This window comes from Lentilitoribacter sp. Alg239-R112 (genome assembly GCF_900537175.1).
In the GTDB taxonomy this organism is placed as follows: domain Bacteria; phylum Pseudomonadota; class Alphaproteobacteria; order Rhizobiales; family Rhizobiaceae; genus Lentilitoribacter.
The window spans coordinates 1,276,728-1,299,988 of sequence record NZ_LS999833.1 but is presented as its reverse complement, the minus strand read 5'-3'; the positions used below and the strand labels follow the sequence as shown (position 1 = coordinate 1,299,988).

Here is a 23,261-nt window from a genome sequence, read left to right as displayed (position 1 = left end):
AAGAAATTAGCGGCTTTTTTTATGTCTTCTGTTTGGATTATTTGGAAGCTAACGCTAGAAAAGACGCAAACCTTTAAAGCTCACATGACCTTCCTTACCAATTATAATGTGGTCATGCAGTGTTATTCCAAGTGGTTTTGCTGTTTCCATAATGAGTTTTGTCATCTCAATGTCTGCACGAGATGGAGTAGGGTCGCCCGATGGGTGATTATGTACTAGGATAATGGCTGTGGCAGATAATTCTAGTGCTCGTTTGACGACTTCTCTGGGATATACTGGTGTGTGATCAATTGTGCCCGTTTGTTGAACTTCATCGGCAATAAGTGCATTTTTCTTATCCAGGAAAAGGATTCGAAATTGTTCTTTTTCTTCAAAAGCCATCGCAGAATGACAGTAATCTATGACTGATGACCAAGATGCCAGAATTTGTTTGTTCTGAAGTTCAGATTTAAGCGTACGTTGAGAGATACTCGCGATGAGTTTAAGGTCTTGCGCGACAGCTTCACCAATACCTTTGACTTCTTGAAGGCGATTGACTGGTGCCCCGAAAACTTGCGCTAATGTGCCAAATGTATCAAGGAGCGATTTGGCAATGGGTTTAGTATCACGACGTGGTATGAGCCGAAACAGAATGAGCTCTAATAGCTCATAGTCTTCAAGTGCTTCAGAACCGCTTTTTTTATACCGCTGTCTTAAGCGCTCTCTATGCCCGTGATAATGTTCGGCTTTGCCTTGTTTAGGCGCTTGAATGATTGGTGAACTTTGTTCTGCAAAAAATAAGCGTTCGTCTGCCTCAGGTTCAGACAATCCGTTCGGCGGTACGTCTTTATCGCTGTCACGATTTTTGCTCATGTAAGTCCCGGACAATCAAGGCCTTTGGGCGATAGTGAGAAGATTTCACAGCCATCGGCTGTTACACCGATAGAGTGCTCGTATTGTGCTGTTAAAGAACGATCTCGCGTTACGGCCGTCCAACCATCGGACAGTACTTTAACATGCGGGCGACCCAAATTGATCATAGGTTCTATCGTAAATATCATACCTTCGCGGAGCTCAGGCCCCTGATCTGGTTGACCATAATGCAGGATATTGGGTACATCGTGAAACATCTGACCCAATCCATGACCACAAAAATCACGAACAACGGAGCATCGTTCTGATTCTGCATATGTTTGTATAGCGTGACCAATTGCACCTGTGCGTGCACCTGGTTTTACGGCTTCAATGCCGAGCATCAGACATTTATGCGTAACTTCTAATAAGCGCTCGGCAGCGCGTTTTATTGCACCCACTGGGTACATACGGCTAGAATCGCCATGCCAGCCATCCACAACAAACGTAACATCGATATTGACAATATCACCTTCTCGCAAAGGCTTTGCATTTGGGATGCCGTGACACACAACATGGTTGATCGATGTGCAACATGATTTTGTATAGCCTCGATAATTTAATGTGGCTGGCATTGCATCGCGGTCGTGGCCAAATTTGAAAACAAAATCATCAATTTCTTGCGTTGTTACGCCAGGTTTTACAATATCAACAAGCGCGTCGAGGCATTCAGCTGTTACAGCACAAGCTTTACGCATACCTGCAAAACCTTCTTCGCCATGCAATCGGATTTGGCCGGTATTTTTGATGGGTGCATCTATTGCGGCTATGTATTTGTTCATGTCTTTAACTTTTATTCTAAATTACAATTGATTTTGCACAGAAGGCTCATCAATCTTTATAAGGCTTTCCGGCCAAATTCCAAGTGGGGATATGTTGCATTGCAATGCGTAAGCTTCAACCCCATATTCCATTGCTTCGGTAAATGCCTCTGCATAAACGGGGTCCAAATCATGACATATTTTCAAACTGTCACAATCGTTTCGCTGAATGAGATAGACCATAATGGCTCTATGGCCAAGTTTAACCATATCGATAAGTTCATAAAGATGTTTTGCTCCACGGGCTGTTTTACTGTCTGGAAACTCAGCTAATCCGGGCTGCCGCATAAAATGAACGTTTTTAACCTCAACATAGGCCGTTTTTCGGTTCGGATCGGTCAGCAAAATGTCAATTCGTGAATTCTGCCCATATTTTTGCTCGCGTTGAAGTGTATCATATTCTTTTAGATCAGAAATCAAGCCAGCTTGAATGGCTTGCTCGACCAATTTATTTGGCCTTCCTGTATTTATTCCAACAATGGTATTATCTGCTTCTATGAGTTCAAAGCTGTATTGGTATTTTCGTGTGCCGCCTGTGCCATGATCACACATCCAAATTGTCGATGCAGGCGTTGTTAAGCCACGCATTGAACCCGTGTTTGGACAGGAGCCCGTAATTAGCTCCCCATTTTCCATTTCAGCATCAAACAAGAAACGTTTGTAACGCCTTATCAGTTTGGCTTTCACCAAGCTTGGTTCAAATTCCATTAGACTTTCGCCATGACATAGGAGCCGGGCGCATCTTCTATGACTTTGAGTTTTTTGTTGCCGATTTTTCGGGCTTCAACTGTATCGGGACACATTTTTTCAATCCATGAATGCCAATAAGGCCACCATGAACCAGGTTCCTCTTTGGCAGCATCTTTCCATTCTTCAAATGTCATGGAACCGCGATCAGCATGCCAGAATTGATATTTGTTTTGTGCCGGAGGATTGATGACACCTGCAATATGACCTGAACCTGCCATAACAAATTCGGTTGGGCCTGAGAAGTAATTACAGCCTAAATAGACCGATTCTGGTGGTGCTATGTGGTCTTCCTTCGCAGCGATATGCATGACTGGTATATTGATGTCTTTGGGATCAATCGTCTTGTCATCTAAAACCATTTTTCCGGTAGATAAGTTGTTTTCTAGATAGCAATTGCGCAGATAGAAAGAATGGTTTGCGGCTGCCATGCGTGTTGAATCTGAATTCCAATGTAGAAGGTCAAACGGCATTGGTTGTTGCCCTTTGAGGTAATTATTCACAACATAAGGCCAAATTAAATCCGCAGCCCGCAGCATATTGAAAGCTGCCGCCATTTTAGACCCTTCCAGATAGCCCGTTGCTTTCATATCTTCTTCTATGGTTTCAATACTTTCTCTCGCCGCAAATATTTTCAGATCACCTGCATGAGTGAAATCGACCTGTGTGGTGAAGAACGTTGCGGATTTTATGCGTTTGTCACCGGTTTTTGCGTGCAGCGCCATTGTTGCTGTGAGCAGAGTTCCTCCAACACAATATCCGATTGCGTTGACTTGCTTTTCACCAGTTGCTTTTTCGATTGCATCAAGAGCAAAATTGACCCCCATCTTTGAATAGTCTGTCCAGTCATATTTGGCGTGACGCTCATCGGGATTTACCCACGAGATCATGAAAACTGTATGACCTTGCTCAACAAGCCACTTAATGAATGACTTCTTCTCATTGAGATCGAGAATATAGAACTTGTTGATCCAAGGTGGGCAAATTAGGAGAGGGCGCTTTATAACCTGTTCTGTTTTAGCCTGATATTGGATAACCTGGCAGATATCGTTCTGCGCAATGACCTTGCCTGGCGTTATGGCAATATTTTCGCCAAGTACAAACGGCGTAGAATCGACTTGGCGAATTTTTAACTCGCCTTTACCTGCAACAATATCTTGCGCAAACATTTCCATGCCGCGTGCAAGGTTTTCGCCATTTGTGGCAACTGTTTCTTTGTAAACCTCTGGGTTTGTCATTGCGAAATTACTTGGGCTGAGCGCTTCTGTAATTTGGCGAACGTAAAACTCGGCTTTGTGTTTGGTGCTGTCATCCAAGCCTTCAGCTTGCGCTACCAGCTTTTGCGCCCAGTCGCTTGTGAGCCAGTAGGTATTACGAAGAAGCTCAAAGAATGGTTTTTCTTGCCAGTCGGGGTCAGCAAAGCGGCGGTCTTTTCTTTCCGATAACGGGTTTTTATCATCGCCTGTTGAAAGTTTTTGAACCGAGTTTGACCATAGATCGAAATAACTTGTGAGGAGTGATGTTTGTACCTCGATTGCTCTTTTGGGATCTTCAAGCCAATATTGACCGACTTTAGATAAGGTTTCAACCATATCTCCATACGGTTCCATAGCGTTTTCAGGTTGTTTTTTCTCGTCCTGTCGTTCTGCCCAGGCCGCCGCTGCTTTTCCCAAATTTTCAAGCGTTCTCGCAAAGTTAACCGCCATTTTCTGCGGATCATCAACAATATACGCATCTAGCGAAGCGTCCGCTTCGGTTTTACTATCTTTTGCGCCTTTTTTCACTTGTGACCCCTATAACGAATTTACTGTGCCAGTTTGCCATATAAATGATATCTTTGTGAAACATTTTTAGAGCATATAACAGCTTTATTGTAATTTTATTCTTACAAAAGGATATACTACCTAGATGAGCTTGAAGGAATGAAATATTGGCGAGTTTGAAAATTGGTTTGAAAACTGCTTTTGCTTTATTTAGCTGCGCATTATTGCAAGCATGTGTCTCTACTTCGCTAGAAGATGCTGCTCCGCGACGTGATGCGGAGAAAAACTCGCCGACCGTACTTGAGAAAACATCGAACAACGATGTCGCCGTACATAAAGTCGATGATCCATTAGAGTCGCAAGCATCGAGCACATTACAAACTCAGACATTAGCAACTGAAACATTACCAAAATATGACAAGCAAGGATATCCTACTTTTGCTGAAACGCCCAAAGGTGAAGTTGATCAGTTAAGCTCTCCTGAAAAAATTGCAATAGAAACCAAGATGACAGAGTTACTGCTCCGTCGTTCGACCAATGAGAATGTAAGAGCCAATTTTGAAGCCAAATTAAGGTATCTGCGGAAATTGGCGAAAACACACGAACAAAATGCCGACACAATCATATCTCAGTAATGGTGATATAAGTGTCTCAGGCTCGTAGATAGTGTCGCTAATTGAGCTGCCTATACTTGCATTTATTTGCGATCCATTGCAGTACATTCATACCATTTTGCAACTTTGAAAGAGAGAGATGATGGAAGAATTCCACAACATCCGCCGATTGCCGCTATATGTGTTTGAACAGGTCAATAGCCTGAAAGCAAGCGCACGAGCGGCAGGTGCCGATATTGTGGATTTGGGGATGGGAAATCCGGATTTGCCCACATCACAATCTATCGTCGATAAGTTATGCGAAGCTGCGCAAGACCCGCGCACTCACCGTTATTCCACGTCTCGCGGTATTCCAGGTCTTCGCAGAGCACAAGCAAATTATTATAAGCGTCGTTTCGGTGTTACGCTTGATCCTGAAAAGCAAGTTGTTGCAACTTTGGGATCAAAAGAAGGATTTGCTAATATGGCACAGGCGATCACTGCGCCAGGTGATGTTATACTTTGCCCAAATCCGACTTATCCGATCCATGCTTTTGGTTTTATTATGTCTGGCGGTGTTATCCGTTCAATGGACGTTACGCCTGACGATTCGTTTTTCCCTCCGTTAGAGCGTGCCGTCAAACATTCGATTCCGAAGCCGACCGCTCTTATTTTGAATTACCCTGCCAATCCGACTGCTTGTGTCGCGTCTTTGGATTTTTATAAAGAAGTGATCGCATTTGCAAAAAAACATGACATCATCGTGTTGTCTGATTTGGCATATGCGGAAATTTATTTTGATGGAAATCAGCCACCATCTGTTCTTGAAGTTGATGGTGCCATGGATGTTGCCGTAGAATTTACGTCTATGTCCAAATCCTTTTCCATGCCGGGTTGGCGCATGGGTTTTGCGGTTGGTAATGAGCGCCTCATTGGGGCGTTGAGCCGCGTGAAATCATACTTGGATTATGGTGCGTTTACGCCAATTCAGGTGGCTGCGACAGCTGCATTAAATGGGGACGGCTCGGATATTGCCGAGGTTCGTGATGTCTATAAAACACGCCGTGATGTGATGTTAGATTCCTTCTCCCGCGCTGGGTGGGATGTGACTCCTCCTGAATCAACAATGTTTGCTTGGACAAAAATTCCCGAACCATTTTCCGACTTGGGATCGCTTGAATTTTCTAAGTTGCTTGTCGAAAAAGCTGATGTGGCAGTGTCTCCAGGTATCGGTTTTGGTGAGCATGGCGATGAATATGTTCGCATAGCGCTTGTTGAAAATGAGCATCGTATTCGCCAAGCTGCGCGCAATATCAAACGGTTCTTTGGCGAGAATGGACACGAAACGAGTGATAAAGCAGATAATGTGATTGATCTAACATCTCATAGATAAGTTGTTCAACTAATTCTTACTTTGAAGATTGACCAGTGCAAATTGGCGCTTTAAACCAAGCCCATAATTTGCGCTGGAGACGGTGCAACAATCTTTTCTTTTGGCGGCGAATGGAACCCTTATGTCAAATAGTTTAAAAGTTGGAATTGCTGGTCTTGGTACAGTCGGTGCATCTCTTGGCCAATTATTGGAGACAAAAGCTGCTAGCCTTACGAAAAGCTGTGGCCGTCCGATTACGGTAACCGCTGTTTGCGCACGAAATAAAGATAAGGATAGAGGGTTTAACCTCAGTGGCGTTGAATGGTTTGATGATGCCAAAACATTGGCTGAAGAAGCGGATATCGATGTTCTTGTCGAATTGATTGGTGGTGAAGATGGCGATGCTTATGAAGCCGTTAAAATTGCGCTCTCTCGTGGCTGTCACGTTGCGACAGCAAATAAGGCACTTCTAGCTAAACATGGTATGGAATTTGCAAAAATTGCCGAAGAAAAAGGGACTATTTTAAATTACGAAGCCGCTATTGCTGGTGGTATTCCAATTGTTAAAGCCATGCGCGAAGCTCTGTCAGGTAACAAGATTTCCCGTGTTTATGGTATAATGAATGGTACATGCAACTATATCTTGACGCGCATGCTTGCGGACAATATGTCGTTTGAAGATTGTTTAGCGGATGCCCAAAAACTGGGTTATGCAGAAGCTGATCCAGCCTTTGATATTAATGGCAATGATACCGCTCACAAGCTTGCATTATTGACAAGTATCGCATTTGGTTCAGAATTGGCCGCTGATGAGATCTACCTTGAGGGGATCACTAATATAACGATTGAAGACATTCATGCAGCAGATGAATTAGGTTATCGGATCAAGCTGTTGGGTGTTGCTCAGTTAACTGATTCTGGTATTGAGCAGCGTGTGCATCCAACGATGGTGCCAACTCACAGCCTTGTTGCACAAGTTGATAGTGTGACGAACGCTGTTGCTGTTGAGACTGATCTTCTGGGTGAGTTGGTCATGTCTGGACCGGGCGCTGGAGGCTTTGCAACTGCATCTGCTGTTATTGGTGATCTGGCAGATATTGCTAAAAGCAAGGTTGGCACTCAACATGCACCAGTATTTGGTAACCCGGTAGCAGAGCTTACTCCATATAAACGTGCGAAAATGAGAAGCCATGAAGGTGGCTATTTCATCCGCTTATCTGTCAAAGATGAAACTGGTGTTTTTGCCAATATTGCGACACACATGTCAGATCATTCGATTTCATTAAAGTCAATTGTTCAACGCGCCGATACCAAAGAAGGTGATAGCGGCAATCAAACCGTTATTCTGGTCACTCATGCAACGACAGAGCAGTCGGTTCGCCAAACAATGGAAGCGATTGCAAAAGAAGGATACTTGACCAGTAAACCACAGGTCATTCGTATTGAAAAACCCTAACTTGCTGCGCTGTAATCAGTGAACTTTGAGAGTAAGTTGAAGAAACTTTATCAGCTTGCTTTCAATTGCTTCCCAATGAGGAAGTAAGTGTTGGGAATATCTATATGTGACGCTCAAGTTCCCGATGATGTTAATATCTCTCTGGCATTCGGTAGCGCTGGGTGTTTTGTTATTGGTCGTATCTGCAAGACATTTGATGACGAATGGGCGCTCTTTTACTAATCTCTCTGTGTAGATTAATTCACCTTTGAAATTCGAACTATCACTCATTCTGTAATAAACAAGCTCCCCAGGTCCTTCGAGAGGAGCTGAATCAATAAAATTTCGATAGATGGGGTTAAACCTGCTAGACATATCCATTTGTCCATTTGACTTGGCAACATCAACGAAGATTACATTCGGATCTTCTCCAGCATCGTTAAAATCCCCCGCATTTTCCTTGGTGTACCCAGTAAAGTCCGGCCAGTTAAAATACAGGTTTAATCTACTCGTCACACCATCTCGGCGTTGCTCTGAAAATCGAATACTATTGGCTGTAACGGATAATGTACCTTTGCCTATAGTGATATTATGTTTGGATTGATCCACCGTATGTCCGCCATGAGAAATGGATTTGCTCCAATAATTTCCGCCGATGTAGATAATCAATGTTGCAATGAGTAGCGCACCTATTGCACTCGTAACCCTCCACAAAAAGTTTGGTGTGATGAGTGGTTGTTTTTCAAATTCCGGTTGGTCTTTGGTCATGAGTTATGCTTGATCGTGACATTTAATTAAAAGAATCATAGAAAACATTATGACAATAAATAATGCTTTCAGTAATTTAATTTCGCATTCAATTTTTTAGATAATCAGAATAGAAGGAAACAAAACACCATGGCGATTTATAGTTTGGATGGAATTGAACCCAAATTACCTATCGAAGGCAAGTATTGGATTGCTGATAGCGCTGAAGTGATAGGAAGAATTTCTGTATCGAGGGATGTAGGCATATGGTTCGGCGCCGTATTGCGTGGTGATAACGAATGGATCAACATTGGTGAAGGTTCAAACATTCAGGAAAACTGTACACTTCACACAGATATGGGGTTTCCGCTTATTATTGGGAATAGGTGCACAATTGGGCATAACGCAATTTTGCATGGCTGTGAGCTTGGCGACAATACACTTATAGGTATGGGAGCCACCATTCTGAATGGTGCAAAAATTGGTTCAAATTGTATTGTTGGTGCAGGTGCTTTGGTTACTGAAGGTAAAGTAATTCCTGATAACTCGCTTGTAGTGGGCGCACCGGCTCGTGTGGTTAGAGAAATTGATGAGGTGACGGTTCAATCGCTCAAAGATAGCGCAAATCATTATGTCGAAAATGCATATAAATTTCGATCAGGATTAACGCGGTTGAAGTAAACATTGTTATCAAATTAAAGATAGCCGGTCCACTTAGGGACGTAAGTGGACCGGTAAGACCTTGAGTCTTTTTGGGGACGAGGATTGGGCAGACTCAAGGATTAGAAAACCTGACCTCGGGATTTTAGTGACTGGAGTTACATCACTGAAATATATATTTAGTTGAGGCTGCCGACAGCCCCGCTTCGGCCTCCACCTAGAGCCATCCATGCACCTGCATGTTCTGACGATTGCCGCTTAATAAAGCGATATCCGGTTTCGTGCCAAAGTTTCACATCATCGCGAAGATTATCGAGTACAAAATCACCGTAATCCGTTCGAACGGTTAGGATTGCATGTCCGGCTCCATCTGGTTGGAGAACAACCGTAATGAGAAGATCTGCTGGTGAAAATCCAGCTTTCATGAGTTTATGCCTTTTTAGTAAGACATAGTCTTCACAATCCCCGACTTGCTGAGGGTACGACCAGCGCTCTTCTACGCCATGGATTTGCATGTCCGTTAGTGGTTGGATATTATTATTGACGGACGCATTAACTGATATGATTTTCGACCATGCTTTTCGAGATAGATGCATGGGACCTTGATCACGCCCGATCACCTTACATTCGCTTGGCCTGACCTTACAAAACTCATAATGCCCGATAGGTGGATTAGTTTGCTCAATCGGACTCAAAAAATCTTGAGTTGCGAATGATTGTCCCGCAAACATAAGTGATAACCCTGTAATACATGCGCCTTTTTTTATGACGCTCTTGAATTGAACCATTTTTAGTTCTCCCCGTTATGGGAAGGACTATTGCAATTCGGTTTTTAAATTTGACCAATTTTGGCATCGCAATTTTATGCTAACTATATGTAATTATTACATAAAGTAGAATAAAATAATCAGAAAATTTGATGTGATTTCAATTCAAATTACAGTAAAATCAGCAATAAGTTTAGTTCAAATTTTACGAAATAACGTTCAACTGCCTGACTTATATGATCTTAAAGGTGCATGCTCAGATGCAAGACGACTGATGAGTCCGTGAATTTCTGAGCACGAGGTTGCGGATTCGTCTTTATGTATTCGGCTTTGAGAACGTATATTCGATGATTTCATCCAATATGTGGGATGAAAAAAATGATAGATAATTACTTATTTTTTTTGCAAACATGAGTATGCGCAGCTAAAAATCAATAATCGTAGTGTTTATGGAAGTACTATTTAGGGTATCCGAAGGTTAGTTTAACCTTTTAGGCGCTCTTCTAGTTCGTTAAGCGGTTGTACATGGGTAAACTCCATTGAAAGCCCATTGTCAAAATGCCTTACAACACGCCCTTGCATTGAACCCAGCCATAGTTTTGTTCCCACTTCAGGACGGATATCAACTACAAATGCTGCGCCAGAGACTGAAAGGTCCAAGATATGGCAGGGGTAGGTCCGTCCATCTTCCAAGCGTATTTCAGCATTGTCGTTGCTTGGTGTCGTACGTTCATGGCGGCGATCTTCTGAAACGCCAAGTTCGTGTTTGTTGGCAAGCCAAGTTAGCTGCGCTGCTAATTTGCTTTGCTTGCGCGGTGTTGCATGAATTGCAACCTCAAATCCGTCTTTCGTTGTGCGAGTGACAGATCCTTCAATACGACCTAACTGCTCGACATAGGCAATGATGCGTTCACCGGAATTTGGGAGGTTTGCAGCAGAAAAAGAGGCAACAGCAGGAGACATGCGCTGAATTACACATTTTTGCTCACTATAATCTTGTCTCATCATACGACCTTGCAGATCAACCGTTACACTGTAGAACGAGTCTGAATTATCTTGCGGTGTCTCAGTCGTGTTGTGAGCTGAAAATGGCATTTTGAACAAAACCTTCGATTTTTGTATATCCGAAATCTATAATAGGATGGTTAAAAATCTGTAAGCTTTATGACTGGTGTTTAAGTATTAATTCCGCCATCGATAACATGTAAATGATGTTTCTTCCGGCCTGTTTTTTGTGGCTTTGTTATTGTTTTGCGCATCTTTGCAGGGTTTGCCCGCTGTCCATTATCAAAGGTGACAGGAATTGTATCTCGATCAATTGCTCTAATAGAAGTTAAAGACATGCCGATGATGTGTTTCTTCACAAATGGGTCATTCTGATCAAGGTCAGCCAAAGATCCAACGACCCGATCTGATTGATTACCCGTACCCATTAAAGGCACGATCAACAATTCAAGTTCTGAGATAGAGCCTGCGCGGGTTAATCCATCTGCGCGTAATAAATAGGGGGTTGTGTCTTCTATGCATCGGTTGGCGATAGTGCTTGGCTTGCGATCAACACCATTAAGCCAAAGTTTAGCAAATGCTTTTCCGCGAAGTTCTTCGCCAAACATTCCGCATATGTTCCCGCCGGCAAGCCGAATAGCTGCTATAGTGCAAGTTACTTCAAGCATGAAGATAGAACCTATAATATTGCCGATAGCAGAGGGTTCAAATTCAGGACGCAACGGGGCAGGGCGATCAGAACGTAATGCATTCCAATAATGAAACAATTCTCTGTTTGTCGAATGTTGCATGGCGCATTACCCGTTACTCTATACTTAAAACTACGATATCACCGATGGGTGCTATATTAGTTGACGGGTTGGGATTTTGTTTAACTGCCGGATATTAACCTTAATAAATGGTTTCTGTTGTGAGGTGACGCATTCTGTGGCAAGTTAATAATATGTTTCCAACTAGGAAAAACAGCACCCCATTTTGATCATTTCTGATCATAGACCGCGTGACATTTCACGTGGTCTTTTTTTTTATCCAAATAACGTCTATGGACGACTATATTTACATTTAAAATGGATAGCCTTTATGAACAGCAATTCAGACCCTGTTTCCTTTGAAGAACAAAAAGATCCACCTATCTTCAATTTGCCAGGCATTATCTTGTTCTCACTTGTCGTATTGTTAGCAATTCATGTGGTTAGAGAGACGTTTTTAAGCGAGCAACTTGATCTGGAGCTATTGGTCAATACTGCATTCATTCCTCAAAGGTATGTATTATCTATAACAGAGATGGGCGTCCCGTATGTTACCTCAGCATTTACCTACTCATTGTTACACGGCGGATATAGTCACCTCATCGTGAATGGGCTCTGGCTTGCCGCATTTGGTTCGATTGTCGCGCGTAGATGGGGAACTATAAGATTTTGTGTTTTTTGGGTCTTGTCGGCGATTGCTTCGGCTGCATTTTTTGCTGCGCTGAACTGGGGTGAAGTTACACTGGTCATTGGTGCATCGGGTGTTGTGTCTGCCTTAATGGGAGCTGCAACACGGTTTGCGTTTCCACTCAGTGGGAGATTTATTCGAGATAAAGCTCATTTCTTACCTCGCCAATCATTTTTAGAGATTTTTCAGAACAAGACAGTTCTCATTTACCTCGCAGTTTGGTTTGGGATAAGCTTAATACCAGCATTCGGCGCCAATTTAACTGGCTCTGTAAATTCTGTTGCTTGGGAAGCGCATATTGGCGGGTTCTTGTTTGGGTTTTTATTATTTGATATTTTTGACAACAAGAACTGGTAGCCATTGTACATTTCTTAAATTTCGAGCTAGTCTTAATGTGATTCAGCTAAGCTGTGCTTTGGCTGATAAAGTCCGAAGAGGAACGTGATTTAAAGCTGTTTTGAAATTTGGGAGATAGCCTATGACTGTGAAACACATATTAGACGACAAGGGTTACGACGTATCTTCAATCTCAGGTGATGAAACCATCATTGAGGCTGCCGATTTTTTAGCCGGAAATAAAATAGGTGCTGTAGTTGTCTCATCTTCAGAAAAAGAAATTGCAGGCATATTATCAGAAAGAGACATCGTTCGAGCGGTATCTCAGCATGGAAAAGAGGTTCTCGATCGTCCATTATCGACGATAATGACCAAAAATGTGCGGACTTGTGATTCTGGCTACAGCATAATGAAGGTTATGGAACTAATGACAGAGGGCGGATTTCGCCACCTGCCGATTGTTGATGATGGTAAGCTTTTGGGTATTATCTCAATCAGAGATGTTATCAAGTACCGTATGCAGGAAGTAGAGCGCGAAGCAGAAGACATTAAGTCATATATAGCTGCTGGTTAGAGCTTATTCGATGATACGAAGTGAAGGGCTTGTTGTATTTAGCCCTTCAACTTTGCGGTAAAAACAAGATTTTCTATTTGTGTGACAAGCTGTGCCTTCACCAGCCATTTCTACTTTAATAAGTATCGCATCTTGATCACAGTCTGCACGCATTTCTTGGACCAATTGAATATTTCCAGATGTTTCTCCCTTTTTCCAAAGGGATTTTCGCGAGCGCGAGTAATAGTGCGCTATTCCAGTTTCAATGGTCAATGCTAAGGCTTCCGAATTCATGTGTGCTAGCATGACAACTTCGCCGTCTTGCACATCCGTTACAATTGCGGTCACGAGGCCATCGGCATTAAATTTTGGTGTGAATGGACCACTGCTTTCGAGAACAGATTTATCTGTGGGTGGAGTTTTAAACTCAATTGTCATGATTTACTCTTGACCAATGATAGACAGTAATTTGATTTGTTCTTGTTTGTCTTCTTTATAACGTCCTTTGTATGTGGACGTGACAGTTGTCGAACCTTGCTTACGAATTCCGCGCATGGCCATGCACATATGTTCTGCTTCAATGATTACAGCAACACCTTTTGGCTCTAGTGCTCCGTCGATAGCTTGGGCAATTTGGGCAGTCATGGATTCCTGAGTTTGCAATCGTTTTGCAAAAATATCGACAACACGAGCAATTTTTGAAAGCCCAACAACTTTTCCATCCGGTAAATAAGCAACATGAGCCTTACCGATGATTGGGACCATATGATGCTCACAATGAGAGAAGAACGGGATATCTTTCACAATAACTGTGTCGTCATAGCCTGAGACTTGCTCAAATGTTCGCGAAAGATCTTCGACCGGATCTTGGGCATAACCGCCAAATAGTTCGGAGTAGGCTTTTACTACCCTTTTAGGTGTATCGATTAAGCCTTCACGTGATGGATCTTCGCCCAGCCAACGTAGCAATGTTTCCACCGCACGTTCAGCTTCTTCACGTGTTGGTTTATTGTCACCACTATGGTCCAATATACTTTTAACGATCGCGTCCATATTTAACTCCGACATTCTAAGTTCTTACTCGGAAGTACTTCTATATCACCAAACCGAGCTTATTATATTACTAAAATAGTCGGAATACATAACTAGAAAGGTCTTTATGTGTTTTGTAATTTTTGCACAAGCCATTATATAGGAATTATGATGGCCATTTCGAGAGAGTAGTTTAAATTGGTATGATTGATCAGGTTTATAATACTAAAATACTTGAATTTGCGGGAAATATTTCCCGTATTGGTTCTCTGGCAAATGCAAACGCAACGGCTGTGGCACATTCGAAATTGTGCGGCTCTAAAGTGAAAATCTGGCTTAATGTCGAAAACGGAATTGTGACTGATTTTGCGCATGATGTAAAAGCATGTGCACTTGGGCAGGCAACATCGGCAATTATGGCACAACATATTATCGGTGCTTCGACAGATGAATTGCGAAAAGTTCGCAGTGAAATGCTCGCCATGCTTAAAGATGGCGGATCGTCCCCGACTGGTCGATTTGATGACCTTAAATATCTTGAACCTGTAAAGGATTATCGTGCACGCCATGCTTCTACAATGTTAACATTCGATGCTGTTGTGACCGCGCTTGATGAGATCGAACGTTCAGAGCTGGCAAGTTGATAATTTACTGAATAATAAAATTGACAAAAAAACCGCGATCTAAAAATCAGCAATCCAGAAACTGGCAGGGTAAATGGCCTAAAACACCGGGTCGCCTCTTAGGTCTCGGAGTTATACGGCTCTACCAGCTCACATTGTCTGGGTTTATTGGCAATTCGTGTCGACATTTGCCGACATGTTCTGAGTATACGTATGAATCAATTGCACGATATGGTCTTTGGATTGGCGGATGGTTTGGCTTTTTTCGCGTTATCAGATGTGGACCATTTGGAACACATGGCCATGATCCGGTGCCTGAACAGCTCTCGGAGAATTATAGGTGGTATACACCTTGGCGTCGCTAAGCATTCTCGATAGAAGTTTAATGCATTTGATGCGGGAATATTTCTCTTTACGATCACTGATCTCCACGTTAAAAGCAGCCACCTTTAAAGGTAAATTAAAACAACCACCCGCGTTTGTAGGCGGGACTGGATAAGGAGAGTATATTATGGCTGACGCCATCAATCTTAAATTCCCCGATGGTTCTGAACGTTCGTATGATGCTGGTGCAACTGGCCGCGATGTTGCAGAATCAATCTCAAAATCTCTCGCTAAGAAGTCTGTTGCAATCACCATTGATGGTGAATTGCGCGATTTGAGCGACCCTATTACTGTTGGCGCTATTGAAATCGTTACACGAACAGATGACAGAGCGCTCGAGCTTATTCGCCATGATGCCGCTCATGTTATGGCAGAGGCTGTTCAGGAGCTTTTCCCTGGAACGCAGGCAACAATTGGTCCGGTGATTGAAAATGGTTTTTTCTATGATTTTGCCAAAGATACGCCGTTTACACCGGAAGATTTGCCAAAAATTGAAAAGAAAATGCGCGAAATCATTCAGCGTAATGACAAATTTACAAAGCAAATCTGGTCTCGTGACGAAGCAAAACGCGTTTTTGCTGAAAAAGGCGAAACATATAAAGTTGAGCTAGTGGACGCAATTCCCGGCGATGAAGATGTGAAAATTTATCATCAAGGTGATTGGTTTGATCTTTGCCGTGGGCCACATATGGCATCGACTGGACAAATTGGAACAGCATTCAAACTTATGAAAGTCGCTGGCGCATATTGGCGCGGTGACTCTGAGAATGAGATGCTGACACGTATCTACGGCACTGCCTGGGCTGACCAAAAGCAGCTTGATGCGCATCTTCACATGATTGAAGAAGCTGAAAAGCGCGATCATCGTAAACTCGGTCGCGAGATGGATCTGTTTCACTTTCAGGAAGAAGGCCCTGGCGTTGTTTTCTGGCACGCCAAGGGCTGGCGGATGTTCCAGACTTTGACAAATTATATGCGCCGTCGTTTGGACGAGCACGGCTATGACGAAGTAAATGCGCCGCAAATTCTGGATAAAGCTTTGTGGGAGACATCAGGGCATTGGGAATGGTATCGCGAAAATATGTATGCAACTGAGACAGTTGACGATCGCGTATTTGCCATCAAGCCAATGAATTGCCCAGGTCACGTGCAGATTTTTAAGCATGGATTGAAATCATATCGTGAGCTGCCTATCAAAATGGCTGAATTTGGTGCTGTGCATCGCTATGAACCATCAGGTGCATTGCATGGTTTGATGCGCGTTCGTGGATTTACACAAGATGATGCGCATGTGTTCTGCACAGAAGAGCAAATGACTGCTGAGTGCTTGCGTATCAATGATTTGATATTGACGACTTACGCTGATTTTGGATTTGATGAAATCACCGTTAAACTTTCTACGCGTCCTGAAAAACGGGTTGGCAATGATGCCTCATGGGATCGTGCCGAAGAGATCATGACTAAGGTTCTCAAGACCATTGAAGAGAGTTCCGGAGGCCGGATTAAAACTGGTATTTTGGAGGGTGAGGGCGCTTTCTACGGTCCTAAGTTTGAATATACTTTGCGTGATGCTATTGGCCGTGAATGGCAATGTGGCACGACGCAGGTTGATTTCAATCTACCAGAGCGTTTTGGTGCTTTCTACATTGATAGCGATTCTGAAAAACGTCAACCAGTTATGATCCACCGCGCAATTTGTGGCTCGATGGAACGTTTCTTAGGTATTTTGATTGAAAGTTTTGCCGGTCATATGCCGTTATGGTTTGCACCTTTACAGGTCGTTGTTGCGACGATTACGGATGAGGCAGAAGAATATGCCTCTGAGGTAGAGAAAGAACTAAAGGCGGCGGGTCTTCATGTTCAAACAGATTTTCGCAATGAGAAAATCAACTATAAGGTACGCGAGCATTCAGTTTCCAAAGTGCCGGTCATTATAGTCTGTGGTCGCCGCGAAGCTGAGGAAAGAACGGTCAATATTCGTAGATTAGGAAGTCGAGATCAGACATCCATGACTTTGGATGAAGCTCTTGAAAGCCTAAAGCTTGAGGCTACACCTCCGGATTTGAAACGTAAATAATATTTAAAACACTTTGTTTGGCAACTTGTTAATGACTTAGTTGCCAAGCAAAACCTCAATATCAACGTTTTCACCGGCAGTGACGTGAAAATCTAATGGATATTCTTTTCCTCGATGTAGAGCGCTGACTTGGTAGTCGCCTTCAGCAAGTACTAAGTTAGGAAATGCGCCAACCATTTCGTTGATTACATCGCCTGATGATGAGTATAGAGACCATGCGGTGTCAGCAATACCTTCTCCACCTTGCTTTGATACGAGTTTAAAAGTTACTAATGCTGCCCGATGCTGCATTTGAACTTCTGTCAACTTGCCTTTTTCCACCCGAATATCGGCACGGGTAACGGCGTTGATATCTCCATAATTGGATACAACGTGATAGATACCTTCATTTAGCCTGATAACTGTGTTCGCGCTAACGCCTTCTAAAACCAGCTGACGGTCGCTGTCTTGCGCATCTTGATCTTCTCCAGAATAGATTGCAAATTTTAAAAACTTACCAACGACACGTCCATTGCCACCGGATGTCGCATTTAGTATGAGACCACCTGCATCAAGAATATACGTTTGAGCTGAAATGCTACCTGTAGATGGAACAGAGAGCTTTTTGGTAACGCCCGCTCGACCGAAAGCCACGTGCACGAAATATTCACCTGGCGTGAAATCAAGTTTTGTGGAACCGCCTTCTGTTTCTGCAATAAGTCTAAGTTTTCCAGTCTCATCGGGAGTTGGGTCAAAAACGCGCCAAATTAAACCGTTTTCGACTGATTCCCCTCCATCAACCAACACTGCTCTAAGGGTTACGGTACGAGCTGACTCGCCTGAATCATTCGAGAAGTCTTTTAATCCAGGTAGCGCGATTTTTGGTGTTAGGTCCAATGGTGCTTTAGTTTGTGCAAATGCGGACCCCGAAAACATCATGATCAACAATATTAATTTGAGAGTATATTTTAATATTTGGTTGGAAAACATGAAACAATCATGAAATGTAAATGCGTATTTTTCAAGATGGAAAATAAATTTCAAGATATTGATCGTTCAATTTTATCATTCTTATTCGTATGTTTTTTACGGCGGTTCGCCAGCTGTTTTAAAACTCCATATGGACCAGAACCTTTTCGCCAAGCACTGGCCATGAAAAAACCGATTATCCAGCCAGCAAATACTTGCCAGATATTATGTTTCTCCGCTTCTAATCTAGATGTGCCAGTGAATGCTGCCGTAAGTACAAGCGCAGATTTTACCCATACATTTCCTTGTACACAATTGAATATTAGGCTTGTTGCTCCAAATGTAGCGGAGGCAGTGTGGCCAGATGGAAAGCCCCCTGTATTGCCGGAAGGCCTTAGATTTATCGGAATATCGCCAAGTGTGTTTTTAGGAATATGTATAGCTAACTGTAATGCACCTAGCCGGGTCGCGAAATCACCAAAGTTGCCATTAGCAAGTGCGCAAGCACCCGCAAGTACTGGCAACATTATCTGCAGCATATCGCCATATTTTTCTGCCCGTTTCTGTGTGAGCATAATACTAACGGCAAGAACAACAACAATTATGATGCTTTTCTTATTTTCATTTAATGCGGGGAGCATATGTATTTCCCATATCTTCTTGGGTGTGTTTACATTGCTCTCTTGGTTTGAACAAGTAAAGTGCGACTTTTTCTATTCTTGTTTCGTATAAAGTGTGTTTGTAACAGCTTAACACAAGGTTAAGGTGCAGGGTTAAGGGGAAGTTAACCAATTAGGCTCAATGTGTGCTGATATTAAAGTATTGAGTCGATGTAGGGCGCGAAATGATTTTCGATAACTTTTCTGTCTGGGCTGAGAGTTCAGATACTAGGTCAAGAATATTAGCGGTGAAAGCGCTTTGTGAATCCTATATATGTTCGGGCTTCAATGCCGATGAGATGAAAGCAGCTGAAGGGGCAATGATCCTCTTATTGGATGATCCGTCATCGGAAGTTCGTAAAGCTATGGCGTCCAGCCTTTGCGCGCACGAAGATGTTCCAATCATTGTTATTAATGCCTTGGCGCAAGATCAGCTGGATGTTAGCGCCCCAGTATTGGCCTATTCGCCGCTTCTGTCAGATAACAATCTTATAGATTTAGTAGCCGATGGACTGCTGGAACATCGATTTATCGTATCACAGCGCAAGTATATTAGCCCGGCAGTATGTGCAGCATTGATTGAAATCGGTGAAAAAGAAGTTGTATCGGAACTTCTGCAAAATAGCGGATCTCAAATTGCTTGTTTATCGTTGGTGCGGATTGCTGAGAGATTCGGGCAAGCTGGTGAAATTCGGAATGAATTGCTTAATCGTAATGATATTCCTGCTCACATTAGATATGAATTAGTAGAGCAGTTGGGCCAAGTTTTGGCCAAAGATAGTTTGCTCAGTGCCCTCATGGGTGAAAAACGCGCCAGCTATGTGACAAAAGACGCATGCGATCAGGCTGCGTTATCCGTAATCGAACGAACTTCTGATGATGATATGGAAGCCTTGATTGAACATTTGAGGTTTTCAGGGAAAATTACATCGGCACTCCTAATGAATGTTCTATCTGTAGGCAATGTAGATTTCTTTGCTATGGTTATTAGCAAATTATCTGGAAAAGGGGTATCCCGAATACGTGCGATCTTGCGAGACGGACATTTCTCCCTTGTCAAAGCGCTCTATAAATCTGCAGGACTAAGCCCCGAACTTATTCCTATCTTTATTGACGCAACTTTACTTTGGCGTGACGCATCCCACCAAAGTGACATTGTGCTTGCCGATGAAATCGTAGCAAAACTTCTCGATAAATATCAAGATCAGGTGCGTTCGCAATCATCTGTCGCGGAATTGCTTATGATGATGGAAAACACACGTTTCAAGCAATGTCGCCGTGTGGCCAAATCATACGCTATGTCATTGGTCAAACAAGCCGCTTAAATATCTAAATTATCAACGAATTCAGCATTTTCTTGTATGAATTTAAACCGTGCTTCTGGTTTTGTACCCATTAAATCATCTACCGTCTTATTGGTATTTTCAGGTGTGATATCGTCGATTTCAATTTTTAGAAGTGTTCTCTTGCCAGGCAGCATGGTTGTTTCTTTGAGTTGTGCAGGTAGCATCTCACCAAGACCTTTAAATCGTCCGACATCAATTTTTCCTCGGCCTTTAAACTCTGTTTCCATCAACTCAGCCCTGTGCGCATCATCACGTGCATACAGTGTTTTGGTTCCTTGTGAAATTCGATAGAGTGGTGGAACAGCCAGAAATAGATGGCCTTCGCGAATGAGGTTGGGCATTTCTTGGTAGAAAAAAGTGATGAGGAGCGACGCAATATGAGCGCCATCGACATCGGCATCAGTCATAATGATAATACGTTCATAGCGTAGATCATTTTCATGGTACTTTGATCGCGTTCCGCAACCGAGCGCCTGAATGAGATCTGCCAATTGCTGGTTAGATGTGATCTTTTCTCTTACCGCACTTGCCACGTTAAGGATTTTACCGCGTAGTGGGAGAATTGCTTGGTTTTTTCTATTTCGTGCTTGTTTGGCGGAACCGCCCGCAGAATCACCCTCCACTATGAAGAGTTCAGCCCCTTCGGACGTTTTCTGGCTACAGTCTGCAAGTTTCCCGGGGAGCCTTAGTTTTCGAACAGCTGATTTTCGATTGACTTCCTTTTCCTTGCGACGACGCATGCGTTCTTCTGCACGCTCGACAACCCATTCCAATAGTTTTGCCGCTTCTTGTGGCGAATCTGCAAGAAAATGATCAAACGCATCACGAATACCATTTTCGACGATACGCTGAGCCTCAACGGTTGCAAGTTTGTCCTTTGTCTGGCCTACGAATTCTGGTTCACGGATAAAGACTGATAACATGCCTATCGCGGATGTCATCACATCGTCCGTTGTGATTTGTGCGGCTTGTTTGTTTCCCACAAGTTCGCCGTAGCTTTTCAATCCGCGAGTTAAGGCAAGGCGAAATCCAGCTTCGTGTGTACCGCCATCTCGGGTAGGGATGGTGTTACAGTAAGATTCAATTTGACTATCGCCAGCGTGCCACGCAATGGCCCACTCCATCGACCCATGGCCACCTTGTTTACTGCTTTTGCCAGAGAAAATTTCGCGTGTGACGCGATGTGCCTTGCCCAATGAATGATCCAGATAATCACTGAGACCACCAGGGAAATGGAACGTAGCTTTGGCGGGAATATCTCCACCTTCTTTAAGAAGGGAGGGCGCACACGACCATCGAATTTCGACGCCACCGAAGAGATAAGCTTTTGACAGCGCCATTTTATAGAGGCGAGCAGGTTCAAACCTAAGGCTCTCGCCAAAAATTTCCGGATCCGGATGAAATTTTACTTTAGTACCACGGCGATTGTGAACCTCTCCAAGAGTTTCTAAACCTCCCTGCGGAAGGCCTTTTGAGAATTTTTGCCGGAAGAGTTCTTTATTTCGCGCAACTTCGACAATGAGGTCATCAGATAGGGCGTTGACAACCGAGATACCAACACCATGCAACCCGCCGGATGTCTCGTAGACACTGCTATTAAACTTGCCGCCAGCATGAAGAATGGTCAGAACAACTTCAAGAGTTGATTTTCCAGGGTGTTTTGGGTGGTCCTCAACGGGGATGCCGCGACCATTGTCGCTAACTGATACGTAGCCATTTTCATCCAGTTCAACTTCGATAAAGCTTGCATGCCCTGCAACTGCCTCATCCATAGAGTTATCGATGATTTCAGCAAAAAGATGGTGTAGTGCATTAATGTCAGTGCCGCCAATATACATACCTGGGCGCAAGCGCACCGGTTCCAATCCTTCAAGCACCTCAATAGCGTCGGCACCATAATCACCATCTTCGTTGGTTTTTTTTGGTGAAGCAGCTTTTTTGGGCTTCAGGCTCTGTGATGCATCAGGCTTAACAGCGGCCTGGATTGCAGGTGCAGGATTAGCTTGTTTAGCCGCAGTTTCGGGCTTTGGTTCAGGTGTAGAGCCCATAGTTGAAAAAAGGTCGTCGGAATTGTCCATATAATTGCCGTAATTCTTCTGTTCGAATCATCTAATTTAACCGATAATGTATCGAAATGAACCTGCTTTGTCTGGAGTGTCATGCAGATGCTGACAAGAATTAAACGCTTTTTATTGCAGTTGGTGCCTATATCCACCCTTGTTCTGCTGTTTGGGATGATTTCTTTAAGCAATGCGCTTGAACTCAAGCCATTCAAAGACAAGTTATTCGCATATCCGGAAATTCTATCATCCAAAGATAACGGAGACTATTTGCTCGTAAAATATGACAAGCAAATTAATATACATAAACGTGATCAAGTCCCTATTCGAAAAGTTAAGCAGAAATATGTTAAGCTAGGTTTGCGCCGTTTTCAAACATATCAGGAATTCCAATATGCTGGACGAAATATAGAGATTGGATTTGTCGCAAAAAAGGGTGCGCCGAAGTTTGCTGTATTATTCATTCATGGTCGTGATGGTGATCGGAAGTTGGGTTTGAAGGATTATACTTTTGGTGGGAATTTTAACAGACTGAAGAATCTCGCGGTCCGAAATAATGGCTTATATCTCACGCAAACAATTAGAGAGTTCTCCAAAAGTGGTATAGCGGATGCCAGAGCCCTTATTCGTTATCTTCATGACGAGAAAAAAGTCCCGAATATCATCATAGTTTGCGCATCAATGGGCGGCCAAATTTGTAACAAGCTTGCGCATGATCACAATGATGTCGCTAGGCTTTCCGGGATTGTTTTATTGGGGGCTATTCCGGATCCGAAATTGGCGACATCACACGCGGTAAGTGTTGGACTTCCTATCATATTAGCGCATGGTAATGATGATGTTGTGTATGATTGGAGAGGTGTGCAGGCAGTTTATCAGCGCATAAAGTCGCGAACTTCACGTTATCCGATAAAATTGATCCTGTTCAATACAGGTCGTCACGGCACACCAATTCGAATGATTGACTGGCGGCAGACATTGAATTGGGTTTTTAAAAAATCCTAA

24 protein-coding genes are annotated in these 23,261 nt (G+C 43.2%); 11 read left to right on the top strand and 13 right to left on the bottom strand.

Annotation, left to right across the window (positions count from 1 at the left end):
* Nucleotides 1-54: 54 nt before the first annotated feature.
* Genes radC through phaC form a run of 4 tightly spaced genes read right to left on the bottom strand, consistent with a single transcriptional unit; the run spans nucleotide 55 to nucleotide 4,243 of the window.
* Nucleotides 55-852 carry a DNA repair protein RadC gene (radC, locus tag G3W54_RS06715; protein WP_162652324.1) on the bottom strand — a complete coding sequence of 266 codons (798 nt, stop codon included), beginning with the start codon at nucleotides 850-852 and terminating at the stop codon, nucleotides 55-57.
* A complete protein-coding gene (map, locus tag G3W54_RS06710; RefSeq protein WP_162652323.1) occupies nucleotides 849-1,673 on the bottom strand; it encodes a type I methionyl aminopeptidase in 825 nt (274 codons plus the stop codon). The genes radC and map overlap by 4 nt, the downstream gene beginning before the upstream one ends.
* A gap of 21 nt (nucleotides 1,674-1,694) precedes the next feature.
* Nucleotides 1,695-2,420 (bottom strand): DNA/RNA nuclease SfsA, encoded by a 726-nt coding sequence (gene sfsA / locus G3W54_RS06705; RefSeq protein WP_162652322.1) that lies wholly within the window; start codon nucleotides 2,418-2,420, stop codon nucleotides 1,695-1,697.
* Nucleotides 2,420-4,243: a class I poly(R)-hydroxyalkanoic acid synthase gene (phaC, locus tag G3W54_RS06700; protein WP_244627847.1), complete on the bottom strand. Its 1,824-nt coding sequence runs from the start codon at nucleotides 4,241-4,243 to the stop codon at nucleotides 2,420-2,422. Before phaC ends, sfsA begins: the two co-directional genes overlap by 1 nt.
* A gap of 146 nt (nucleotides 4,244-4,389) precedes the next feature.
* On the opposite strand from phaC, the gene G3W54_RS06695 reads away from it, so the two are divergent.
* The 3 genes from G3W54_RS06695 to G3W54_RS06685 all read left to right on the top strand — a co-directional run bounded on the left by G3W54_RS06695 (nucleotide 4,390) and on the right by G3W54_RS06685 (nucleotide 7,643).
* Entirely contained in the window at nucleotides 4,390-4,857 is a 468-nt protein-coding gene (locus G3W54_RS06695) for a hypothetical protein (protein WP_162652321.1), read from the top strand.
* Between the two features lie 118 nt (nucleotides 4,858-4,975).
* Nucleotides 4,976-6,208, top strand: a complete 1,233-nt coding sequence (locus tag G3W54_RS06690; protein ID WP_174244215.1) for an LL-diaminopimelate aminotransferase — start codon at nucleotides 4,976-4,978, stop codon at nucleotides 6,206-6,208.
* A gap of 121 nt (nucleotides 6,209-6,329) precedes the next feature.
* The gene (locus G3W54_RS06685; RefSeq protein WP_162652320.1) at nucleotides 6,330-7,643 is read left to right on the top strand and encodes a homoserine dehydrogenase; all 1,314 of its coding nucleotides are present in this window, start codon (nucleotides 6,330-6,332) and stop codon (nucleotides 7,641-7,643) included.
* Between the two features lie 15 nt (nucleotides 7,644-7,658).
* Here the strand turns inward: G3W54_RS06685 and G3W54_RS06680 are convergent, their stop codons facing one another.
* The gene (locus G3W54_RS06680) at nucleotides 7,659-8,390 is read right to left on the bottom strand and encodes a hypothetical protein (RefSeq protein ID WP_162652319.1); all 732 of its coding nucleotides are present in this window, start codon (nucleotides 8,388-8,390) and stop codon (nucleotides 7,659-7,661) included.
* A 129-nt stretch (nucleotides 8,391-8,519) separates the two neighbouring features.
* On the opposite strand from G3W54_RS06680, the gene G3W54_RS06675 reads away from it, so the two are divergent.
* Nucleotides 8,520-9,050 (top strand): gamma carbonic anhydrase family protein, encoded by a 531-nt coding sequence (locus G3W54_RS06675; protein ID WP_162652318.1) that lies wholly within the window; start codon nucleotides 8,520-8,522, stop codon nucleotides 9,048-9,050.
* Nucleotides 9,051-9,208: 158 nt separating this feature from the next.
* Here the strand turns inward: G3W54_RS06675 and G3W54_RS06670 are convergent, their stop codons facing one another.
* The 3 genes from G3W54_RS06670 to G3W54_RS06660 form a co-directional block, all read right to left on the bottom strand.
* Nucleotides 9,209-9,760, bottom strand: coding sequence for a transglutaminase-like cysteine peptidase (locus G3W54_RS06670; protein WP_162653591.1), 552 nt, complete (start codon nucleotides 9,758-9,760; stop codon nucleotides 9,209-9,211).
* A 519-nt stretch (nucleotides 9,761-10,279) separates the two neighbouring features.
* Entirely contained in the window at nucleotides 10,280-10,891 is a 612-nt protein-coding gene (locus G3W54_RS06665) for a PilZ domain-containing protein (protein WP_244627846.1), read from the bottom strand.
* A gap of 80 nt (nucleotides 10,892-10,971) precedes the next feature.
* Nucleotides 10,972-11,592 (bottom strand): PAS domain-containing protein, encoded by a 621-nt coding sequence (locus G3W54_RS06660; protein ID WP_162652317.1) that lies wholly within the window; start codon nucleotides 11,590-11,592, stop codon nucleotides 10,972-10,974.
* A gap of 289 nt (nucleotides 11,593-11,881) precedes the next feature.
* Between G3W54_RS06660 and G3W54_RS06655 the strand changes: the two genes are divergently transcribed.
* Together G3W54_RS06655 and G3W54_RS06650 are read left to right on the top strand one after the other, a co-directional pair.
* Entirely contained in the window at nucleotides 11,882-12,595 is a 714-nt protein-coding gene (locus tag G3W54_RS06655; protein ID WP_162652316.1) for a rhomboid family intramembrane serine protease, read from the top strand.
* A 121-nt stretch (nucleotides 12,596-12,716) separates the two neighbouring features.
* Nucleotides 12,717-13,148, top strand: a complete 432-nt coding sequence (locus tag G3W54_RS06650; protein ID WP_162652315.1) for a CBS domain-containing protein — start codon at nucleotides 12,717-12,719, stop codon at nucleotides 13,146-13,148.
* Between the two features lie 3 nt (nucleotides 13,149-13,151).
* On the opposite strand, the gene hisI is transcribed toward G3W54_RS06650, so the two are convergent.
* A complete protein-coding gene (gene hisI / locus G3W54_RS06645) occupies nucleotides 13,152-13,565 on the bottom strand; it encodes a phosphoribosyl-AMP cyclohydrolase (protein WP_162652314.1) in 414 nt (137 codons plus the stop codon).
* A 3-nt stretch (nucleotides 13,566-13,568) separates the two neighbouring features.
* Nucleotides 13,569-14,180, bottom strand: a complete 612-nt coding sequence (folE, locus tag G3W54_RS06640) for a GTP cyclohydrolase I FolE (protein WP_162652313.1) — start codon at nucleotides 14,178-14,180, stop codon at nucleotides 13,569-13,571.
* Between the two features lie 182 nt (nucleotides 14,181-14,362).
* Here folE and G3W54_RS06635 point away from each other — a divergent pair, with 182 nt between their 5' ends.
* The 3 genes from G3W54_RS06635 (at nucleotide 14,363) to thrS (ending at nucleotide 17,243) form a co-directional block, all read left to right on the top strand.
* Entirely contained in the window at nucleotides 14,363-14,803 is a 441-nt protein-coding gene (locus G3W54_RS06635; RefSeq protein ID WP_162652312.1) for an iron-sulfur cluster assembly scaffold protein, read from the top strand.
* A 20-nt stretch (nucleotides 14,804-14,823) separates the two neighbouring features.
* Nucleotides 14,824-15,147, top strand: a complete 324-nt coding sequence (yidD, locus tag G3W54_RS06630) for a membrane protein insertion efficiency factor YidD (RefSeq protein WP_162652311.1) — start codon at nucleotides 14,824-14,826, stop codon at nucleotides 15,145-15,147.
* Between the two features lie 146 nt (nucleotides 15,148-15,293).
* On the top strand, nucleotides 15,294-17,243 hold the full coding sequence (gene thrS, locus G3W54_RS06625) for a threonine--tRNA ligase (RefSeq protein WP_162652310.1): 1,950 nt from the start codon (nucleotides 15,294-15,296) through the stop codon (nucleotides 17,241-17,243).
* Nucleotides 17,244-17,279: 36 nt separating this feature from the next.
* On the opposite strand, the gene G3W54_RS06620 is transcribed toward thrS, so the two are convergent.
* Both G3W54_RS06620 and G3W54_RS06615 read right to left on the bottom strand, forming a co-directional pair.
* Nucleotides 17,280-18,212, bottom strand: coding sequence for a hypothetical protein (locus G3W54_RS06620; protein WP_244627845.1), 933 nt, complete (start codon nucleotides 18,210-18,212; stop codon nucleotides 17,280-17,282).
* A 50-nt stretch (nucleotides 18,213-18,262) separates the two neighbouring features.
* On the bottom strand, nucleotides 18,263-18,832 hold the full coding sequence (locus tag G3W54_RS06615; RefSeq protein WP_162652309.1) for a phosphatase PAP2 family protein: 570 nt from the start codon (nucleotides 18,830-18,832) through the stop codon (nucleotides 18,263-18,265).
* Nucleotides 18,833-19,035: 203 nt separating this feature from the next.
* On the opposite strand from G3W54_RS06615, the gene G3W54_RS06610 reads away from it, so the two are divergent.
* Nucleotides 19,036-20,175, top strand: a complete 1,140-nt coding sequence (locus tag G3W54_RS06610; RefSeq protein ID WP_162652308.1) for a DUF2336 domain-containing protein — start codon at nucleotides 19,036-19,038, stop codon at nucleotides 20,173-20,175.
* Here G3W54_RS06610 and parE read toward each other — a convergent pair.
* Complete coding sequence (gene parE / locus G3W54_RS06605; protein ID WP_162652307.1) at nucleotides 20,172-22,274, bottom strand: DNA topoisomerase IV subunit B; 2,103 nt, start codon at nucleotides 22,272-22,274, stop codon at nucleotides 20,172-20,174. The genes G3W54_RS06610 and parE overlap by 4 nt on opposite strands.
* A gap of 87 nt (nucleotides 22,275-22,361) precedes the next feature.
* Here parE and G3W54_RS06600 point away from each other — a divergent pair, with 87 nt between their 5' ends.
* Nucleotides 22,362-23,261: an alpha/beta hydrolase gene (locus G3W54_RS06600; protein ID WP_162652306.1), complete on the top strand. Its 900-nt coding sequence runs from the start codon at nucleotides 22,362-22,364 to the stop codon at nucleotides 23,259-23,261.